The sequence below is a fragment of the Geobacillus sp. YF-1 genome (genome assembly GCF_052692335.1).
Map to the genome: position 1 here is coordinate 145599 of NZ_CP199850.1, position 19186 is coordinate 164784.

At 52.3% G+C, this 19186-nt stretch carries 14 protein-coding genes, 7 tRNA genes and 2 rRNA genes; 20 read left to right on the plus strand and 3 right to left on the minus strand.

Features of this window, described 5'->3' with window-relative positions; translation table 11 throughout:
• Positions 1–3 precede the first annotated feature (3 nt).
• From rpsI to ACTVIM_RS00835, 4 genes are all read left to right on the plus strand, one after another.
• Positions 4–396, plus strand: coding sequence for a 30S ribosomal protein S9 (rpsI, locus tag ACTVIM_RS00820; protein ID WP_012820498.1), 393 nt, complete (start codon positions 4–6; stop codon positions 394–396).
• Between the two features lie 378 nt (positions 397–774).
• A complete protein-coding gene (locus ACTVIM_RS00825; RefSeq protein WP_445613348.1) occupies positions 775–1215 on the plus strand; it encodes a YbaK family protein in 441 nt (146 codons plus the stop codon).
• A gap of 66 nt (positions 1216–1281) precedes the next feature.
• Positions 1282–1998: an N-acetylmuramoyl-L-alanine amidase CwlD gene (gene cwlD / locus ACTVIM_RS00830; protein WP_445613349.1), complete on the plus strand. Its 717-nt coding sequence runs from the start codon at positions 1282–1284 to the stop codon at positions 1996–1998.
• Positions 1999–2202: 204 nt separating this feature from the next.
• Positions 2203–3222 (plus strand): Mrp/NBP35 family ATP-binding protein, encoded by a 1020-nt coding sequence (locus tag ACTVIM_RS00835; RefSeq protein WP_144972395.1) that lies wholly within the window; start codon positions 2203–2205, stop codon positions 3220–3222.
• 82 nt (positions 3223–3304) lie between these two features.
• Here the strand turns inward: ACTVIM_RS00835 and gerD are convergent, their stop codons facing one another.
• A complete protein-coding gene (gerD, locus tag ACTVIM_RS00840; protein WP_445613350.1) occupies positions 3305–3934 on the minus strand; it encodes a spore germination lipoprotein GerD in 630 nt (209 codons plus the stop codon).
• Between the two features lie 147 nt (positions 3935–4081).
• Between gerD and ACTVIM_RS00845 the strand changes: the two genes are divergently transcribed.
• A complete protein-coding gene (locus ACTVIM_RS00845) occupies positions 4082–4681 on the plus strand; it encodes a KinB-signaling pathway activation protein (RefSeq protein WP_445613351.1) in 600 nt (199 codons plus the stop codon).
• A gap of 495 nt (positions 4682–5176) precedes the next feature.
• On the opposite strand, the gene pdaB is transcribed toward ACTVIM_RS00845, so the two are convergent.
• The gene (gene pdaB, locus ACTVIM_RS00850; protein ID WP_445613352.1) at positions 5177–5932 is read right to left on the minus strand and encodes a polysaccharide deacetylase family sporulation protein PdaB; all 756 of its coding nucleotides are present in this window, start codon (positions 5930–5932) and stop codon (positions 5177–5179) included.
• Between the two features lie 525 nt (positions 5933–6457).
• Here pdaB and ACTVIM_RS00855 point away from each other — a divergent pair.
• From ACTVIM_RS00855 to ACTVIM_RS00895, 9 genes are all read left to right on the plus strand, one after another.
• Positions 6458–8015 (plus strand): 16S ribosomal RNA (locus ACTVIM_RS00855).
• Positions 8016–8392: 377 nt separating this feature from the next.
• Positions 8393–11322, plus strand: a 23S ribosomal RNA gene (locus ACTVIM_RS00860).
• Together the 16S and 23S rRNA genes with 4 tRNA genes alongside form the textbook arrangement of a ribosomal RNA operon.
• A 239-nt stretch (positions 11323–11561) precedes the next feature.
• A tRNA-Asn gene (locus ACTVIM_RS00865) sits at positions 11562–11636 on the plus strand.
• Between the two features lie 6 nt (positions 11637–11642).
• Positions 11643–11718, plus strand: a tRNA-Thr gene (locus ACTVIM_RS00870).
• Positions 11719–11728: 10 nt separating this feature from the next.
• Positions 11729–11800 (plus strand) — tRNA-Glu (locus tag ACTVIM_RS00875).
• A 108-nt stretch (positions 11801–11908) separates the two neighbouring features.
• Positions 11909–11983, plus strand: a tRNA-Gln gene (locus ACTVIM_RS00880).
• Positions 11984–12630: 647 nt separating this feature from the next.
• Positions 12631–12706: transfer RNA gene (locus ACTVIM_RS00885), tRNA-Lys, on the plus strand.
• 3 nt (positions 12707–12709) lie between these two features.
• Positions 12710–12781 (plus strand) — tRNA-Gly (locus tag ACTVIM_RS00890).
• Positions 12782–12786: 5 nt separating this feature from the next.
• Positions 12787–12859, plus strand: a tRNA-Ala gene (locus ACTVIM_RS00895).
• Between the two features lie 17 nt (positions 12860–12876).
• On the opposite strand, the gene ACTVIM_RS00900 is transcribed toward ACTVIM_RS00895, so the two are convergent.
• Positions 12877–13074 (minus strand): hypothetical protein, encoded by a 198-nt coding sequence (locus ACTVIM_RS00900; RefSeq protein WP_445613353.1) that lies wholly within the window; start codon positions 13072–13074, stop codon positions 12877–12879.
• 58 nt (positions 13075–13132) lie between these two features.
• Between ACTVIM_RS00900 and rocF the strand changes: the two genes are divergently transcribed.
• From rocF to glmM, 6 genes are all read left to right on the plus strand, one after another.
• On the plus strand, positions 13133–14032 hold the full coding sequence (gene rocF / locus ACTVIM_RS00905) for an arginase (protein WP_033023359.1): 900 nt from the start codon (positions 13133–13135) through the stop codon (positions 14030–14032).
• Positions 14033–14307: 275 nt separating this feature from the next.
• The gene (gene sigW / locus ACTVIM_RS00910; protein WP_033023355.1) at positions 14308–14871 is read left to right on the plus strand and encodes an RNA polymerase sigma factor SigW; all 564 of its coding nucleotides are present in this window, start codon (positions 14308–14310) and stop codon (positions 14869–14871) included.
• 14 nt (positions 14872–14885) lie between these two features.
• Positions 14886–15497, plus strand: coding sequence for an anti-sigma-W factor RsiW (rsiW, locus tag ACTVIM_RS00915; protein ID WP_445613354.1), 612 nt, complete (start codon positions 14886–14888; stop codon positions 15495–15497).
• Positions 15498–15569: 72 nt separating this feature from the next.
• Positions 15570–16391 (plus strand): diadenylate cyclase CdaA, encoded by an 822-nt coding sequence (gene cdaA, locus ACTVIM_RS00920; RefSeq protein ID WP_033023352.1) that lies wholly within the window; start codon positions 15570–15572, stop codon positions 16389–16391.
• On the plus strand, positions 16384–17622 hold the full coding sequence (locus tag ACTVIM_RS00925; RefSeq protein ID WP_445613355.1) for a CdaR family protein: 1239 nt from the start codon (positions 16384–16386) through the stop codon (positions 17620–17622). Before cdaA ends, ACTVIM_RS00925 begins: the two co-directional genes overlap by 8 nt.
• A 27-nt stretch (positions 17623–17649) precedes the next feature.
• Positions 17650–18999, plus strand: coding sequence for a phosphoglucosamine mutase (gene glmM, locus ACTVIM_RS00930; RefSeq protein ID WP_033023348.1), 1350 nt, complete (start codon positions 17650–17652; stop codon positions 18997–18999).
• Positions 19000–19186 lie beyond the last annotated feature (187 nt).

Here is a 19186-nt window from a genome sequence, read left to right on the forward strand (position 1 = left end):
GTGTTGGCACAAGTACAATATTACGGCACAGGTCGTCGCAAAAGCTCGGTTGCCCGCGTCCGCCTTGTTCCGGGCGATGGACGCATCATCGTCAATAAAAGAGATATTCGCGAATATATTCCGTCGGAAGCGCTCATCGAAATGGTGAAACAGCCGCTTGTGTTGACGGAAACGCTCGGCAGCTATGACGTTTTGGTCAATGTTCAAGGCGGTGGATTTGCTGGTCAAGCGGGCGCCATTCGCCACGGCATCGCTCGCGCCCTGCTTGAAGTGGATCCGGAGTTCCGCGCGGTGCTGAAGCGCGCTGGTTTGCTGACGCGCGATGCCCGCGTCAAAGAGCGGAAAAAATACGGGCTCAAAGGCGCCCGCCGCGCTCCGCAGTTCTCGAAACGCTAAAACAAGCCTTTCGGTTCGGGCTCTCAATCGTTATCGATTGGGGGCCTTTTTCAGTTGCCACACGGCACGATTTTATCTTTAAGGAAAAATACTGCTGAGTTCCATCCATTTCTCAATGAGAGAAACCTCACACAATCAGCTTTCTTTTCTGAATGAAAATGTCTCCAATTGGTGTGACAGCGCCTTTTCACCGGCCTTCAAAGGAAACCACTGTTTTTTACTAGCCATCTACAGGTTGTGCTCAACACCCTTGTACTTGGCGTCGGGGTGTTTTTGTTGTCGTTTCTGGCTGGTTTTTTTGCTGATTTCTGCCTTTCGTCCGCACGTATGAATGCGCCTGATCGTTAAACACTACATCGTAAAGGAGCGTGAAAGACGATGGCCGTCATCACTTCATTGGCGGAGAAAAGGCAGGAAAAGCAATTGCGCTACGAACGGAACATGCTGCGCGAATTATCGTTGGAGAAGCTGCGGGCGAAAGTGCTTGAGCACTTTCTTTCCTTCTATACAACCTATCGGGTGTTTCCGTCCGTTGTCGAGGAAGGTTGCATCGACTTGGCCATTGAAGCCTACTTGCTCGGCGCCCGTTACAGCCGGTTTGGCTATTATGGGGAGGAGGCGGACAGCGTGCGCCGGCGCTGTGTTCAGGAAGAGAAGTACTTAGTCGACACTTTGTTTGATTTTCTTTGTTTCTGGGGCGGCATCGATGAAGACTTCGTGAGCCAGTCGCTCTACTATGCGTGTGAACACTATATCGGCGGTTGGTGGATGGAAGGATTTGAACGGGGAAAAAAACGGCGCCGGTTAAAACTTCGCTAAACGAGTTCTATTCCCGCGCCTTGTCCCATATAAGATAGAGAAGGGAAACGCGCGGGAGGAGAAACAATGAACAAAAAGTGGAAGTGGCTAGCCATTTTGGCTGTTGTCACGATCACAGCGCTTTTTCTATTTCCACCTCTATTTTCCGATTTGACCTCAACAAAGCCATGGAATCTCCCGCTCTCCGGGAGAATCATCGTATTGGACCCCGGCCACGGCGGACCGGATGGCGGCGCCGTTGGCGGCGAAGTGCTGGAAAAAGAAATTGCCTTGAGCGTCGCGAAAAAACTGCGCGACTATTTGCAACAGCAAGGGGCGCTCGTTCTCATGACGCGCGAAACAGACCGCGACTTGGCCAGCCCGTCAACGCGCGGTTACAGCCGGCGCAAAACGGAGGACTTGCGTGAGCGCACCGCTTTGATCAACCAAGCGGAGGCCGATCTATTCATTAGCATCCATCTCAATGCCATTCCCTCCCCCCGCTGGCGAGGAGCGCAGACGTTTTATTACGGTTCATTGATTGAAAATAAACGCTTGGCCAAGTTCATCCAAGCTGAACTACGACGCAATTTGGAAAATACCGATCGATCGGCGAAAATGATCGATACGGTTTATTTGTTAAAGCACGCCAAGATTCCAGGGGCGCTTGTTGAGGTCGGTTTTTTATCGAACCCAGACGAACGGGAGCTGCTCGCCTCGGACCATTATCAAACAAAGTTGGCCGCCTCGATTTACAAAGGAGTGCTGCGCTATTTTTCAAACGAACCGACTCCCCGTGAATAGCGGGGAGTTGTGCTTTTTGCCCTGTTGGCGAAAAAAATGCTCATGGCCTAGCCCGATTTGGTCATAAGTCGTCCGCTGGCGAGAAGGTTTGAAGCCGATTGCGACGTTTTCGCGGAATCGAGCGGCAACATGGCAGCCGCCTGCCCGTTTATGGTATGATGCGTATAGAAGCAACCATCGATTGTGAAAAGGTTGGTGAAGACGATGCTGACAGCAAATGACGTGCGAGCCATTCTTGAAAAAATGAAAGATCCGTTCTTAAATAAAACCTTTCAAGAAACGAATGCCATTCAAGAAATTAAAATCAAGGAAGAGAAAAACCATGTCAGCGTGAAAATTGCCCTCGCCAAAACGGGAACGCCTGAGCAGCTCCGCTTGCAGACGGAGATCGTTCAGCAGTTGAAAAACGCGGGGGCAGCGACTGTTGGGCTGCGGTTTGCTGAATTGCCGCGCGAAACAGTTGAAAAATATCGTCAGCACAAGCCGAAAACGACGTATATTGCCATTGCCAGCGGCAAGGGAGGAGTCGGCAAATCGACCGTCTCTGTCAATTTGGCCATTGCCCTCGCTCGTCTCGGCAAAAAAGTGGGGCTAATTGACGCCGATATTTATGGATTTAGTGTGCCTGACATGATGGGAATTACCGAGCGCCCGACAGTAAGGGGCGATAAAATTATCCCCGTGGAACGGTTTGGGGTAAAAGTCATTTCGATGGCCTTTTTTGTTGAGGACAACGCCCCGGTGATTTGGCGCGGACCGATGCTGGGGAAAATGCTCAACAACTTTTTCAAAGAAGTCGAGTGGGGCGATTTAGACTATCTATTGCTTGATCTGCCGCCAGGGACAGGTGATGTCGCCTTAGACGTCCATACGCTTCTGCCATCGTGCAAGGAAATTATCGTCACAACCCCGCATCCGACCGCCGCGTTTGTCGCCGCCCGCGCCGGAGCCATGGCGCTGCGCACGGAGCACGAGATTATCGGGGTCATCGAAAACATGTCCTATTACGAAAGCCGCAAAACAGGCGAACGAGAATACGTCTTTGGCAAAGGCGGCGGGGAAAAGTTGGCCAAAGAGTTGCAAACTGAACTGTTAGGACAGCTGCCGCTTCAGCAGCCGGATTGGAATGACGACGACTTCGCCCCGTCGGTCTATGCAGAAGATCATCCGATTGGGAAAATTTATATGGATATCGCGCGTAAAATTGTCGCCAAGTCCTCGTAAAAAACAAAGCGTCCGATGGCTGTAGGGCTGACCGTGTTCGTCTTCGGCGAACGGCGCCCTTTCGCATCCGGACGCTTTTTGATTATCCGCTCCCACCTTGTTGGTTTCCGCCTCCTCCTTCTTCTCCTTCCCCACCTTCTTCTCCTCCCTCTTCTTGTTTTCCCCCGCCTTGCTGGAGCGATTCCGCCGCTTTTGTCAGCATATCTTGAATTTTGGCCTGATATAGCGGGCTGTTCAGCGTTTCTGTTACGACTTTTTGCACGTGCTGGCGGAACTCCTTGCTTTTTAAGACATCCATCATCGCTTTTTCTGCTTCTGGATCTTTTAGAATGTCAATCATCATGCCTTGATATTCAGGGTCTTTCATCAGCGCTTTCATCATTTTTTCATGCTCTTTTTGCAACCCTTTGGCAAAGCTTTCGGCAAATTTCGGGTCTTTGAAAGCATTTTCCCAAAATTTTTTTCCTTGTTCAGACGTCAGTACCTGCTGCAGCGTCTCTTTCACAGCAGTCTGGTCCATCATGAGCTGCTGCTTCATCTGCTCGTCAGACATAATATCTTGAATCGCCTTTTTCCCCTCGTCGGTTTTTAAAATGTCAACAACCATTTTTTTCGTTTCATCATAATCCGGTGGAGGGGGGCTGATTTCTTGAGGGGCACAAGAACCGAGAAAGAGAAAACTGAGCAAGAGGAGCGGTAGGTGTTTGTTCATGAAAATGAGCTCCTTTCTGCAAAAATCCCTCACCCTTAATATGAATGTTGGTGAAAAAAATATGCATGGAGAGGAATGGAGCTGGCTTTTTCAAAAGGGCGCTGGTAAAATGATAAGCGGATGATGTTGATGATGGAGGATGAAGTTGTGAACAGCCGCAAATGGGTGCGTTTGTTTTTGTCTACATTGCTGATAGGCGGCATTGCCACGGCAGCCGTTGGCATGATTTTAAACGGGAAGGAATTTGCACATCTCTTTGTCCGCTTGGAGATCGTAGAGCTGCTCGCGGTGTTGTTTTGGCATATTGGCGTCGGTTTTATTTTTAGCGTCATCAGCCAAGCCGGTTTTTTTGCCTATTTGACCATTCACCGATTCGGCCTCGGTTTTTTTCGTTCACTCTGGAATTCGGTGCAGCTCGTTCTCATCGTGTTTGTCCTGTTTGACCTCGTCTATTTTCGCTATATGGTGTTTGCGGACAAGGGAGATTCGATCATCCCTTACCTTCTTGTGGCCCTGTTTATTTTGGCGGTCGGCCTCGCCGTTGCCTATGTTAAGAGTGTACAAACCAATAAAGGTGCGTTCGTTCCCGCCCTGTTTTTTATGGTTGTTGTGACGGTGATCGAATGGTTTCCTGTGCTGCGCATCAATGACCGCGATTGGCTGTATTTGATGCTCATCCCATTATTACTATGCAATGCATACCAGCTTCTTATTCTGCATAAGTTGACAGGCGGCGCAAAACAATAAAAAGGAGACGCCGCCTGTTCTTTTTTCACGTTCGTGAGGGAGAGAGGGCTTGATGTCGGCTCGAGCCGCTCCGGAAGCCGATGATAGAAGGGAAGGGAGCGTGCGGCTTCACAGCATTGTTTCCAGAATGGAAAAGCTTTTCCCCTCAGCCCAGCTTTTTCCCTGTCGACTCATCGATCAAGAAGGGAACCCGTGTTTTTTCGCCTCCTTCCGAGAGGCGGGTGATTTAGTGCAAAAACGATGGATTCCACTCATTTCTCAATTAGAAAAACCTTGCAGAATCCGCTTTCTCTTCTGAATGAAAATGCCGCCGATCGGGAGGTGACAGCGGTTTTTCACCGGCTTTCTAGGAGGCTGGTGATTTAATCGTGGATACGGCTTTACAATGTTATTTCTCAATTAGAAAAACCTTGTTACATCGGTCCTGCTTTTCGCTCATTCTCCCATTGATGAAAGGAATCAGCGGTTTTTTTACCGGCTTTCTCGGCAGCTTCCTTAGTCGATTCCTTTGCTTTTCGCTTCCCCGTTTGCCAACAGTTCCGAGAGTCTGACGTTTTGGTAACCGTTCTCTTTCATCACCGCAATGATTTTGGGCAACGCCTTTGCGGTTTGTTTTGCCGAATCGGAGGCGTGCAAAAGTACGATATCACCTGGTTCTAAATCGTTTGTCACATTGGCTACAATCTGCTCCGTGCCCGGATTGAGCCAGTCTTTTGAGTTAATGCTCCAATGTACAACCGTATAACCGAGAGAATCAGCAATTTTTAGAACGGTTTTGTTAAAATTTCCACCTGGAGGGCGCAGCAGCTCAACGTTTTTGACTCCCAATGTGTCAAACACTTTTTTGGCCATCATTAAATCTTGGCGAATTTTGGAGCTCTCCAGTTCAGTGTAGTTCACAAATTGATACCCCATGCTGCCAATTTCATGCCCATCTTCTTTGATCCGTTTCACAACGGACGGATGGCGTTCGGCCCATGAAGCAGATAAAAAAAAGGTTGCATTTTTGATGCCGTGTTGTTTTAGGACATCTAAAATTTGCTCGGCATTTTCGTCTCCCCAGCTAATATCAAACGTTAAGGCCACTTGCCCACGGGCATTGTCCACTTTATACACCGCTTTTGGTCCAGATGGAAGCGAAAAAACCGGGCGGTTCGTTTCATAAGCGTATAGAATGACGGCAGTGAAAAAAGCAGAGCATATAATAATGAGCGCCTTTTTCAGCATCCTTCCGTTCAACGCATAAAACATGACATCCGTCCCCCTTTGCACGGAAAATCGCTGTCCCAGTAAAATCTTATGCGGACAGACAGGGGGGATATGAATGCTATTTGTAACCAGAACAAAACACAAATCGTTTTCCCCTCCTCCAACACCTCAAAATTCCAGTAAAAATATATTGCATTTTCGACATGTAAATGATAAAACAAAAATCGTCGCTTCAAAAGAAAGGCTTTGAAACGATGATAAGGGTTGACGAAAGCGAAAGATTGTGTTAGTATAAAAGAGCTGCTTGTGAGAGAATGTTGATGAAACTCACGAGCAAAAGTCATTTTCCCTCGTTCCTTGAAAACTGAACGAAACGAAGCGCAACGAAAAGCGGAGGTCGCTTGCCTATCGGCGAAACGCGCTGGAGGGCCTGCGAGGAGGCTATCGCCGCCGCAGCAGGACCGAAGCGTCGCGAGCCGATAGCGGCCGAAGCTAGACAATACGAAAAGCGGAGGTCGCTTGACACGTTTGGTGTCGGCGCCGAAGCTTACAAAGCCAATCCACTTTCTTTTGGAGAGTTTGATCCTGGCTCAGGACGAACGCTGGCGGCGTGCCTAATACATGCAAGTCGAGCGGACCGAATCGGAGCTTGCTCTGGTTGGGTCAGCGGCGGACGGGTGAGTAACACGTGGGCAACCTGCCCGCAAGACCGGGATAACTCCGGGAAACCGGAGCTAATACCGGATAACACCGAAGACCGCATGGTCTTTGGTTGAAAGGCGGCCTTTGGCTGTCACTTGCGGATGGGCCCGCGGCGCATTAGCTAGTTGGTGAGGTAACGGCTCACCAAGGCGACGATGCGTAGCCGGCCTGAGAGGGTGACCGGCCACACTGGGACTGAGACACGGCCCAGACTCCTACGGGAGGCAGCAGTAGGGAATCTTCCGCAATGGGCGAAAGCCTGACGGAGCGACGCCGCGTGAGCGAAGAAGGCCTTCGGGTCGTAAAGCTCTGTTGTGAGGGACGAAGGAGCGCCGTTTGAACAAGGCGGCGCGGTGACGGTACCTCACGAGAAAGCCCCGGCTAACTACGTGCCAGCAGCCGCGGTAATACGTAGGGGGCGAGCGTTGTCCGGAATTATTGGGCGTAAAGCGCGCGCAGGCGGCTCCTTAAGTCTGATGTGAAAGCCCACGGCTCAACCGTGGAGGGTCATTGGAAACTGGGGAGCTTGAGTGCAGGAGAGGGGAGCGGAATTCCACGTGTAGCGGTGAAATGCGTAGAGATGTGGAGGAACACCAGTGGCGAAGGCGGCTCTCTGGCCTGTAACTGACGCTGAGGCGCGAAAGCGTGGGGAGCAAACAGGATTAGATACCCTGGTAGTCCACGCCGTAAACGATGAGTGCTAAGTGTTAGAGGGGTCACACCCTTTAGTGCTGCAGCTAACGCGATAAGCACTCCGCCTGGGGAGTACGGCCGCAAGGCTGAAACTCAAAGGAATTGACGGGGGCCCGCACAAGCGGTGGAGCATGTGGTTTAATTCGAAGCAACGCGAAGAACCTTACCAGGTCTTGACATCCCCTGACAACCCAAGAGATTGGGCGTTCCCCCTTCGGGGGGACAGGGTGACAGGTGGTGCATGGTTGTCGTCAGCTCGTGTCGTGAGATGTTGGGTTAAGTCCCGCAACGAGCGCAACCCTCGCCTCTCGTTGCCAGCATTCAGTTGGGCACTCTAGAGGGACTGCCGGCGACAAGTCGGAGGAAGGTGGGGATGACGTCAAATCATCATGCCCCTTATGACCTGGGCTACACACGTGCTACAATGGGCGGTACAAAGGGCAGCGAACCCGCGAGGGGGAGCGAATCCCAAAAAGCCGCTCTCAGTTCGGATTGCAGGCTGCAACTCGCCTGCATGAAGCCGGAATCGCTAGTAATCGCGGATCAGCATGCCGCGGTGAATACGTTCCCGGGCCTTGTACACACCGCCCGTCACACCACGAGAGCTTGCAACACCCGAAGTCGGTGCGGTAACCCTGACGGGAGCCAGCCGCCGAAGGTGGGGCAAGTGATTGGGGTGAAGTCGTAACAAGGTAGCCGTACCGGAAGGTGCGGCTGGATCACCTCCTTTCTAAGGGGAAAAGCGAAGGTCGCCCGCCTATCGGCGAAACGCGCTGGAGGGCCTGCGAGGAGGCTATGCCGCCGCAGCAGGACCGAAGCGTCGTGAGCCGATGGCGGCCGGAGCTAGACAGTACGAAAAGCGGAAGCGCCGTGATCGGCTCTCGAAGCCAAATGTTCTTCACCCAGAGGGGTGCTTGCACCCCGAGGGGGAAGGTTATTTGGCAGAAGAGAGCCAGGCGCTGGAGCTAGACAGTAGTCCATATGCATGAACATCGCGCTTTCGTTTCGTTCAGTTTTGAGGGAACGAGTGATGTTCTCTCAATGGCAAACATCGTTCTTTGAAAACTAGATAACCGCAAAAGTAAAGGAAGAAGCCGAGACGCTGTAGGTTAAGCTAGAAAGGGCGCACGGTGGATGCCTTGGCACTAGGAGCCGATGAAGGACGGGGCAAACGCCGAAACGCTCCGGGGAGCTGTAAGCAAGCGTCGATCCGGAGATGTCCGAATGGGGGAACCCACTGTCCGTAATGGGGCAGTATCCATGCCTGAATCCATAGGGCATGGAGGGCACACCCGGGGAACTGAAACATCTTAGTACCCGGAGGAGAAGAAAGCAAACGCGATTCCCTGAGTAGCGGCGAGCGAAACGGGAACAGCCCAAACCAAGAGGCGAGTCCTCTTGGGGTTGTAGGACCGCTCACTGTGGGAGTGAGAAAGGAACGGGGTAGACGAACCGGTCTGGAACGGCCGGCCAGAGAAGGTGAGAGCCCTGTAGTCGAAACTTCGTTCCCTCCCGAGCGGCTCCTGAGTACGGCGGGACACGGGAAATCCCGTCGGAAGCAGGGAGGACCATCTCCCAAGGCTAAATACTCCCTAGTGACCGATAGCGAACCAGTACCGTGAGGGAAAGGTGAAAAGCACCCCGGAAGGGGAGTGAAAGAGAACCTGAAACCGTGTGCCTACAAGTAGTCAGAGCCCGTTCATGGGTGATGGCGTGCCTTTTGTAGAATGAACCGGCGAGTGACGATGGCGTGCGAGGTTAAGCCAGGAAGGCGGAGCCGCAGCGAAAGCGAGTCTGAACAGGGCGCAGGAGTACGTCGTCGTCGACCCGAAACCAGGTGATCTACCCATGTCCAGGGTGAAGGCCGGGTAACACCGGCTGGAGGCCCGAACCCACGCACGTTGAAAAGTGCGGGGATGAGGTGTGGGTAGGGGTGAAATGCCAATCGAACTTGGAGATAGCTGGTTCTCCCCGAAATAGCTTTCGGGCTAGCCTCGGGTGTAAGAGTCTTGGAGGTAGAGCACTGATTGGGCTAGGGGCCCTCATCGGGTTACCGAACCCAGTCAAACTCCGAATGCCAACGACTTATGCCCGGGAGTCAGACTGCGAGTGATAAGATCCGTGGTCGAGAGGGAAACAGCCCAGATCGCCAGCTAAGGCCCCCAAGTGTACGTTCAGTGGAAAAGGATGTGGAGTTGCGAAGACAACCAGGATGTTGGCTTAGAAGCAGCCACCATTTAAAGAGTGCGTAATAGCTCACTGGTCGAGTGACTCTGCGCCGAAAATGTACCGGGGCTAAACGTGCCGCCGAAGCTGCGGGATGACCGTTGGTCATCGGTAGGGGAGCGTTCTAAGGGCAGAGAAGCCAGACCGGAAGGACTGGTGGAGCGCTTAGAAGTGAGAATGCCGGTATGAGTAGCGAAAACAGAGGTGAGAATCCTCTGCGCCGAAAGCTTAAGGGTTCCTGAGGAAGGTTCGTCCGCTCAGGGTTAGTCGGGACCTAAGCCGAGGCCGAAAGGCGTAGGTGATGGGCAACAGGTTGAGATTCCTGTACCACCTCCTTCCCGTTGGAGCGATGGGGGGACGCAGGAGGATAGGGCGAGCAGGCGGCTGGAAGAGCCTGTCCAAGCAGTGAGGCTGGCCAGTAGGCAAATCCGCTGGCCGGAAGGCCAAGCTGTGATGGCGACGGAGTGATCCGGAAGTCCCCGATTTCACACTGCCAAGAAAAGCCTCTAGCGAGGGAAGAGGTGCCCGTACCGCAAACCGACACAGGTAGGCGAGGAGAGAATCCTAAGGCGCGCGGGAGAACTCTCGTTAAGGAACTCGGCAAAATGACCCCGTAACTTCGGGAGAAGGGGTGCTCTTTCGGGTGAAGAGCCTGGAAGAGCCGCAGTGAAAAGGCCCAAGCGACTGTTTATCAAAAACACAGGTCTCTGCGAAGCCGAAAGGCGACGTATAGGGGCTGACACCTGCCCGGTGCTGGAAGGTTAAGGGGAGCGCTTAGCGGAAGCGAAGGTGCGAACCGAAGCCCCAGTAAACGGCGGCCGTAACTATAACGGTCCTAAGGTAGCGAAATTCCTTGTCGGGTAAGTTCCGACCCGCACGAAAGGTGTAACGACTTGGGCGCTGTCTCAACGAGAGACCCGGTGAAATTATACTACCTGTGAAGATGCAGGTTACCCGCGACAGGACGGAAAGACCCCGTGGAGCTTTACTGCAGCCTGATATGGAATTTTGGTATCGCTTGTACAGGATAGGTGGGAGCCTAAGAAGCCGGAGCGCCAGCTTCGGTGGAGGCGCCGGTGGGATACCACCCTGGCGGTATTGAAATTCTAACCCGCACCCCTTAGCGGGGTGGGAGACAGTGTCAGGTGGGCAGTTTGACTGGGGCGGTCGCCTCCCAAAAGGTAACGGAGGCGCCCAAAGGTTCCCTCAGAATGGTTGGAAATCATTCGGAGAGTGCAAAGGCACAAGGGAGCTTGACTGCGAGACGGACAGGTCGAGCAGGGACGAAAGTCGGGCTTAGTGATCCGGTGGTTCCGCATGGAAGGGCCATCGCTCAACGGATAAAAGCTACCCCGGGGATAACAGGCTGATCTCCCCCAAGAGTCCACATCGACGGGGAGGTTTGGCACCTCGATGTCGGCTCATCGCATCCTGGGGCTGTAGTCGGTCCCAAGGGTTGGGCTGTTCGCCCATTAAAGCGGTACGCGAGCTGGGTTCAGAACGTCGTGAGACAGTTCGGTCCCTATCCGTCGCGGGCGTAGGAAATTTGCGAGGAGCTGTCCTTAGTACGAGAGGACCGGGATGGACGCACCGCTGGTGTACCAGTTGTCCCGCCAGGGGCACCGCTGGGTAGCTATGTGCGGACGGGATAAGCGCTGAAAGCATCTAAGCGTGAAGCCCCCCTCAAGATGAGATTTCCCATCGCGTTAGGCGAGTAAGATCCCTCGAAGATGACGAGGTCGATAGGTCCGAGGTGGAAGCGTGGCGACACGTGGAGCTGACGGATACTAATCGATCGAGGGCTTAACCTAGAAAAGCGGAGGCCGCCCGCTGATCGGCGAAACGCGCTGGAGGGCCTGCGAGGAGGCTATGCCGCCATAGCAGGACCGAAGCGTCGCGAGCCGATGGCGGCCGGAGCTAGACAGTACGAAGCGCAGCTTCTTCCGACGGTTATCTAGTTTTGAAGGAATGAACTTCCTGGTTGACAATCAGAACAGGATGGATATAATAATTAGTGTCGAAAACAAACAATAGTCGCATCATTTGTCGTTCCGCAATAGCTCAGCGGTAGAGCAACCGGCTGTTAACCGGTAGGTCGTAGGTTCGAATCCTACTTGCGGAGCCATTTTATGCTTCCATAGCTCAGTAGGTAGAGCACTTCCATGGTAAGGAAGAGGTCACCGGTTCGAGCCCGGTTGGAAGCTCCATTTATTTCTAGGCCCGTTGGTCAAGTGGTTAAGACACCGCCCTTTCACGGCGGTAACACGGGTTCGAATCCCGTACGGGTCACTTTCATTCCTCAATCAACCGTCCCCAAAGACGGTTGATTGAGAAGGTATAATTAGCACGGAACAGGCCATAATAATAAACGGATAAGGCGTTTTCACTTTATAGCGTTGGGCTATAGCCAAGCGGTAAGGCAACGGACTTTGACTCCGTGATGCGCTGGTTCGAATCCAGCTAGCCCAGCCATATTTTTTTGCACATAAAACATGAAACTTACTTCGAGCTGTCCCAATGCACTCGGCATCTTCGAATCAGCAGGCAGAGGAAGGGACATCGTCAAATATTTGAGTGTACCCTAACGATGAGCCATTCGCTCAGTAACGAGCGACGCCTCTTTGAGTTCGCTGCGAGTTGTCCCGACGCACTCGGCATCCTTGGATCAGCTAGCAGAGGAAGGGACATCGTCAAATATTTGAGTGTATCCTAACGATGAGCCATTAGCTCAGTAACGAGCGATGCATCTTCGAGTTGACTGCGAGTTGCCTCGACGCACCAAGCTTCCTTGAAACAGCTCGTAGAGGAAGAGGCAGGTAGAGCTCATCAGTACTTAGAGTGTTATGATCACCATGAGCCATTAGCTCAGTAACGAGCGCTACATCTTCGAAATCGCTGCGAGTTGTCCCGACGCACTCGGCATCCTTGGATCAGCTAGCAGAGGAAGGGACATCGTCAAATATTTGAGTGTATCCTAACGATGAGCCATTAGCTCAGTAACGAGCGATGCATCTTCGAGTTGACTGCGAGTTGCCTCGACGCACCAAGCTTCCTTGAAACAGCTCGTAGAGGAAGAGGCAGGTAGAGCTCATCAGTACTTAGAGTGTTATGATCACCATGAGCCATTAGCTCAGTAGGTAGAGCATCTGACTTTTAATCAGAGGGTCGGAGGTTCGAGTCCTCCATGGCTCACCATGTGCGGAAGTAGTTCAGTGGTAGAACACCACCTTGCCAAGGTGGGGGTCGCGGGTTCGAGTCCCGTCTTCCGCTTGGGCGGGGCCTTAGCTCAGCTGGGAGAGCGCCTGCTTTGCACGCAGGAGGTCATCGGTTCGATCCCGATAGGCTCCATCAAAAGCAACCCTTTTTTAGAAAACGGGTTGCTTTTTCTTTGTTTCACTAAAGAGCGAGCCCGCTTTTTTGTCGAAGAAACCATCGAGGAACGCGCTGAAAAGGTTCAACAGCATGGAGATGAGGCCGTGCTTTGGGCACGAAAAGATGACGGGTTTAGGCACGTTAGGCGGCAAATCAGTATAAATATTCGAAAGGTTGTCAAGTTGAGTCATCTCCCTTCTTTCCTCTACAATAAAAGGGCAATGGGAAACGGAAAGGAGAGGAGACAGCATGAAACCAATCTCGATTATCGGTGTTCCGATGGATTTAGGACAAACGCGCCGCGGTGTCGATATGGGACCGAGCGCGATGCGTTATGCTGGTGTCGTCGAGCGTCTTGAACGCCTTCACGATGACATCGAAGATTTAGGAGACATTCCGATTGGAAAAGCGGATCGGATTCATGAACAGGGGCATCCACGCTTGCGCAATTTGAAAGCGGTTGCGGAGGCGAACGAAAAGCTCGCTGCGGCGGTTGATCAAGTCGTTCAACGCGGGCGTTTCCCGTTGGTGCTGGGTGGCGATCACAGCATTGCCATCGGCACGCTGGCCGGGGTGGCGAAACATTATGAACGCCTTGGCGTCATTTGGTATGATGCGCACGGCGACGTCAACACAGAAGAGACATCGCCGTCTGGAAATATTCACGGCATGCCGTTGGCGGCGAGCCTTGGATTTGGGCATCCTTCGTTAACACAAATCGGGGGATATACTCCGAAAGTCAGACCGGAGCATGTTGTGTTGATCGGTGTGCGCTCTCTAGATGAGGGGGAGAAGAAGTTTATTCGGGAGCAAGGAATCAAAATTTATACGATGCATGAAGTTGATCGGCTTGGCATGACAAAGGTGATGGAGGAAACCATCGCCTATTTAAAAGAGCGGACCGATGGGGTTCATTTATCGCTTGACTTAGATGGGCTTGATCCGAGCGACGCACCGGGAGTAGGGACACCGGTTATCGGGGGATTGACGTACCGAGAGAGCCATTTGGCGATGGAGATGTTAGCGGAGGCTCAACTGATTACGTCTGCTGAATTTGTAGAAGTGAACCCGATTTTGGACGAACGGAATAAAACCGCTTCCGTAGCTGTCGCTTTAATGGGTTCGCTGTTTGGGGAAAAGTTGATTTGATTGAGCACCAACGTCAACCGGTTGCCGGAACGCGGATGCCGCCATCTCCTCCCTGCCGATAGCGGATGGTGATGCGGCCGCGGCGCGCAAGTGGGCCGCCATATGGTTGATGCAATAATGTCCTTTTTCGGTTGGCGTTCGTTGGTTTGAGGGGTGGCTTTGATTTGGCTGCCCCTCTTTTTTTATTCTATGGTACAATAAACGTGTTGCCTGAAACTTTTTGCAGTGGAGCGCCGTAGTATACGGTGAGCTGCGAGGCGGGGGTATTGTATTTTATGGATTTGTTTATTAAAAAAAGGATTAGGGCGGTTCAAAAAGGCGACCAAAATGCCTACGCCGACCTTGTTGATTTGTATAAAGACAAAATTTACCGACTTTGTTATCGAATGCTTGGCAATCAACACGAGGCGGAGGATGCGGCCCAGGAGGCATTCATTCGCGCCTATGTTCATATTAACACCTATAACCCTGATATGAAATTCTCGACATGGCTGTATCGCATTGCGACCAACTTGACGATTGATCGGTTGCGAAAGCGGAAACCGGATGTTTACTTGGATGAGGAAGTGAATGGAACGGATGGACTGACGATGCAAGCGCAGCTTCCTTCCCGTGAAGCCTCTCCTGAAGAAGCGGTGGAAAGTCTAGAACTGCAAGAAACGGTTCAGCGGGCCATTGAGCGGTTGCCGGAAAAATATCGCAGCGTAATCGTGTTAAAGTATATCGAAGATTTGTCGCTGCAAGAGATCAGCGATATTTTAGGGCTGCCGGTCGGCACGGTGAAAACGCGGCTCCATCGCGGCCGTGAAGCATTGCGCAAACAATTGGGCCATTTATAAGAGGGTGGGAAAGAATGAAATGTCCAAACGAAATGATATCGCTTATGCATCACTATCTAGACGGCGATCTTCGTCCGGAGGAAGAGCAGCGCCTGAAGGAACATCTGCGCTCATGCGCTGCCTGCGCTGCCTATTTTCATGAGTTGAAAAAAACCGTTGCTTTTTTGCAATATGCCGCTCATCTAACAGCGCCCCCGGCTTTTACGACGAAGGTAATGAAAATGATGCCGAAAGAGAAAAAAAGCGCCCGGCTGCGCCGCTGGATGCATGGGCATCCGTTGCTGACCGCCGCTTCGCTGTTTGTGCTGCTTACGGTTGGCAGCTTTGCCTCTTCGTGGGGAGAGAACGGAGCGTTTTCCGTTTCGGCGGATGAACACGTTATCATTCGCGATCATACGGTCATTGTGCCAAAAGGGGAAACGGTGAAAGGGGACATTGTCGTCCGCAACGGTTCAATTCGCATTGAAGGAACGGTTGATGGGAACGTCACCGTGATTCACGGAAAAAAATATATGGCGTCAGCGGGGCAAGTGACCGGGGAAATCGAGGAAATTAATCAAGTGTTTGAATGGATTTGGTATAATATTAAAGAGAAAGTCAATCACGCGCTCCAATCGCTCGAATGATGGCAGCCATCGTCCGATGGCTTTTTCCATGGCCGTGAGCGGAGCGGAATTAGAGATAAAGGAAGTGTGAAGATGTCCTTCCAAGAGCTCCCCATCGTGTCCTATTTGCTGAAAGTGGTCGATATTCTCGTTGTATGGTACGTTATTTACAAACTGCTGATGATGATTCGCGGGACAAAGGCCATTCAGCTGTTAAAAGGCATTTTTTTGATTATTTTGGTTCGCTTTGTGAGCAATTATCTCGGGTTGACCACGCTGCAATGGCTGATGGACCAAGCGATCATTTGGGGGTTCCTTGCCATCATCATCATTTTTCAGCCGGAATTGCGGCGCGCGTTGGAGCAGCTTGGCCGCGGGCGGCTGTTTACACGTAATACGGTCAATGAGGATGAAGAACGGCTTCGAATGGTGGAAGCCATCGTAAAGGCAACGGAGTATATGGCAAAACGGCGCATTGGCGCGCTCATTTCGATCGAGAGGGAAACGGGAATGAGCGATTATGTGGAAACGGGCATAGCCCTAAACGCGCACGTGTCTTCGGAGCTGCTTATCAATATTTTCATTCCGAACACGCCGCTGCATGACGGGGCGGTGATCATTCAGAAAAACCAGATTGCGGCCGCGGCCTGTTATTTGCCGCTATCGGAAAGCCCGTTTATTTCCAAAGAGCTCGGAACACGCCATCGGGCGGCGCTCGGCATCAGCGAAGTGACGGACAGCGTCACGGTCGTTGTCTCAGAAGAGACGGGGGCGGTATCGTTGACCAAAAACGGCGAACTATATCGCGATTTAACGATGGATGAGTTTCGGGAGCTGCTGACAGGCGAGCTCGTCCCGGTGGCGAAGGCGCCCGCTTCTTCCCGTTGGCAATGGAGGGGAAAGAAACATGGATAACTTAATGGATCATCCGTGGTTTATTCGCCTTGTTTCCTTATTGCTAGCGATCATGTTGTATATGTCGGCCAATGTCGGGGCGAAAACTGGCGAAACACGCAACACGTTTGGGCAAGAAGATACGGAAACGTTGACAGATGTTCCGGTTGTTGCTTACTATGACGAAGAAAACTTGATCGTTTCCGGCGTGCCGAAGTATGTCAATGTCACGCTTCAAGGTCCGGCTAGCATTGTCAAACCGACAGCTCTGCAACGAAATTTCGAAGTGTATGTCGATTTGACGAACTTGCCCTTAGGCACTTACACGGTTCCGATCAAATACAAAGATGTTTCTGAGAAACTGAAGGTGAATATACAACCGGCTTCAGTAAAAGTAACGATTCGCGAAAAAGTGTCCAAACAGTTTTCCATTGGTGTTGAATTTTTTAATCGAAATAAAATGCCGGATGGCTACTCCGTCGGGGAACCGACCGTTGAACCGAACGTGGTGACCATTACCGGGGCGAAAGAGTTGATTGACAGCATCTCGTTTGTGAAAGCCATTGTTGACTTGGAGGGAGCGACGGAAACGGTGACGCGGGAAGCCCGCGTTCGCGTGTACGATCGGAGCGGAAATGAATTGGATCTGGAACCGAAGCCGTCATCTGTTCAAGTCACTGTGCCGGTGGAGAGCCCAAGCAAAGCGGTGCCGGTTGATGTGCAAACGACAGGTGAGCTTCCGGATGGCGTTCATCTCGTCGGCATCACGCCGGAGCCGAACCGAGTGACCGTTTACGGTCCGAAAGACGTGCTAAATCGGATCGATCGGTTGGAAGGATTGACCGTCGATTTGGATGATGTGACAGATGATAAGACAGTGGAAGTGGACGTTCCAGTCCCCGATGGGGTCAAAAGCGTCAAGCCAAACAAAATCAAGGTGCGCATCGACGTAGAGAAAGATGTCACACAAACATGGAAGGACGTCCCCATTGAGGTCGTCGGCTTGCCGGACTCCTATGAAGCGACGTTTGTCCAACCGGTTGGAGGCAAGCTGACCGTGCGGCTGATGGGGCCGCCCGATATCGTTCAAGGGTTGACGAAAGACGATGTCCGACTGTATGTGGATGCCAGTGGGCTCGGCACCGGTCAGCATCAAGTTCCCATTCGCTGGGACAATCCGAAGCAAATCCAATGGCAGCCATCGACGGAAACAGCGATGATCGACATTAGCGAAAAGGCAGCTGTCCAATAAATTGTATAGTAAGGAGAGAGTGAACGAATGGGCAAATATTTTGGCACTGATGGTGTACGTGGAGTCGCAAATCGTGAGTTGACGCCGGAGCTGGCGTTTCGGATTGGCCGTTGCGGCGGATACGTGCTGACGAAAAGTGCAGAGCGTCCGAAAGTGTTGATCGGGCGTGACACGCGCATTTCCGGGCATATGCTGGAAGGCGCGCTCGTCGCCGGGCTGCTCTCGATCGGAGCGGAAGTGATGCGGCTTGGCGTGATCTCTACGCCAGGCGTCGCCTATTTGACGAAAGCGCTCGGCGCGCAAGCCGGCATCATGATTTCTGCTTCCCACAACCCCGTCCAAGACAACGGCATTAAATTTTTCGGGCCGGATGGGTTTAAACTGTCGGACGAGCAGGAGGCGGAGATTGAAGCGCTGATCGACAGCCCGGAAGATATGTTGCCGCGGCCGATTGGCGCGGCGTTAGGCCAAGTGAATGATTACTTTGAAGGCGGGCAAAAATATTTGCAATATCTCAAACAGACGATTGACGAAGAAGACTTTTCCGGGATGAAAATAGCTCTCGACTGCGCGCACGGGGCGACGTCATCGCTGGCCACTTACTTGTTTGCCGATTTGGACGCTGATGTCATCACGATGGGCGCTTCGCCCAACGGCCTCAACATTAACGAAGGAGTCGGTTCCACCCATCCGCAGGCGCTGGCGGCGTTTGTGAAAGAAAAAGGGGCTGATGTCGGTCTTGCGTTTGACGGCGACGGCGACCGCCTGATCGCCGTGGACGAGCATGGCAACATTGTGGATGGCGACCACATCATGTACATTTGCGCCAAATATTTAAAAGAAACCGGTCGTCTCAAGCAACAAACCGTCGTTTCAACGGTCATGAGCAATCTTGGATTTTACAAAGCGCTCGAGGCGCAGGGCATCCAAAGCGTGCAAACGGCGGTCGGCGACCGCTATGTCGTCGAAGCCATGCGCAAAAATGGATATAATCTCGGCGGCGAGCAGTCCGGTCATATCATTTTCCTCGACTACAACACGACGGGAGATGGCATGTTGACGGCGCTCCAGCTTGTCAACATCATGAAAGTCAAAGGCAAGCCGCTTTCTGAATTGGCCGCGGAAATGAAAAAATACCCGCAGCTGCTTGTGAACGTACGGGTAAAGGATAAAGAAAAGGCAATGGAAAACGAACAAGTGCAAAAAGTGATTCAGGAAGTGGAGGCAGAGATGAACGGCAATGGCCGCGTCCTCGTTCGTCCGTCAGGGACGGAACCCCTCGTGCGCATTATGGCTGAGGCTCCAACCGAAGAGGCGTGCCGCGCCTATGTGGAGCGGATCGCCGATGTTGTCCGCCGTGAAATGGGGGCCGAATAACCGATTGTTTGAACCATCCTATGCATAAACGGAACGTTCGCTTTCGTTTATGCATAGGTTATTTTATATAAACGGATGTATAGATGATAGTTGACGCCGCTGGGAATGTGCTGTAATATTAACGTTGTTGCCTTTTACCTGAAAGGAGGCGATAGCGGAGCGGAGATCGTGAAACGACGGCTTGTCG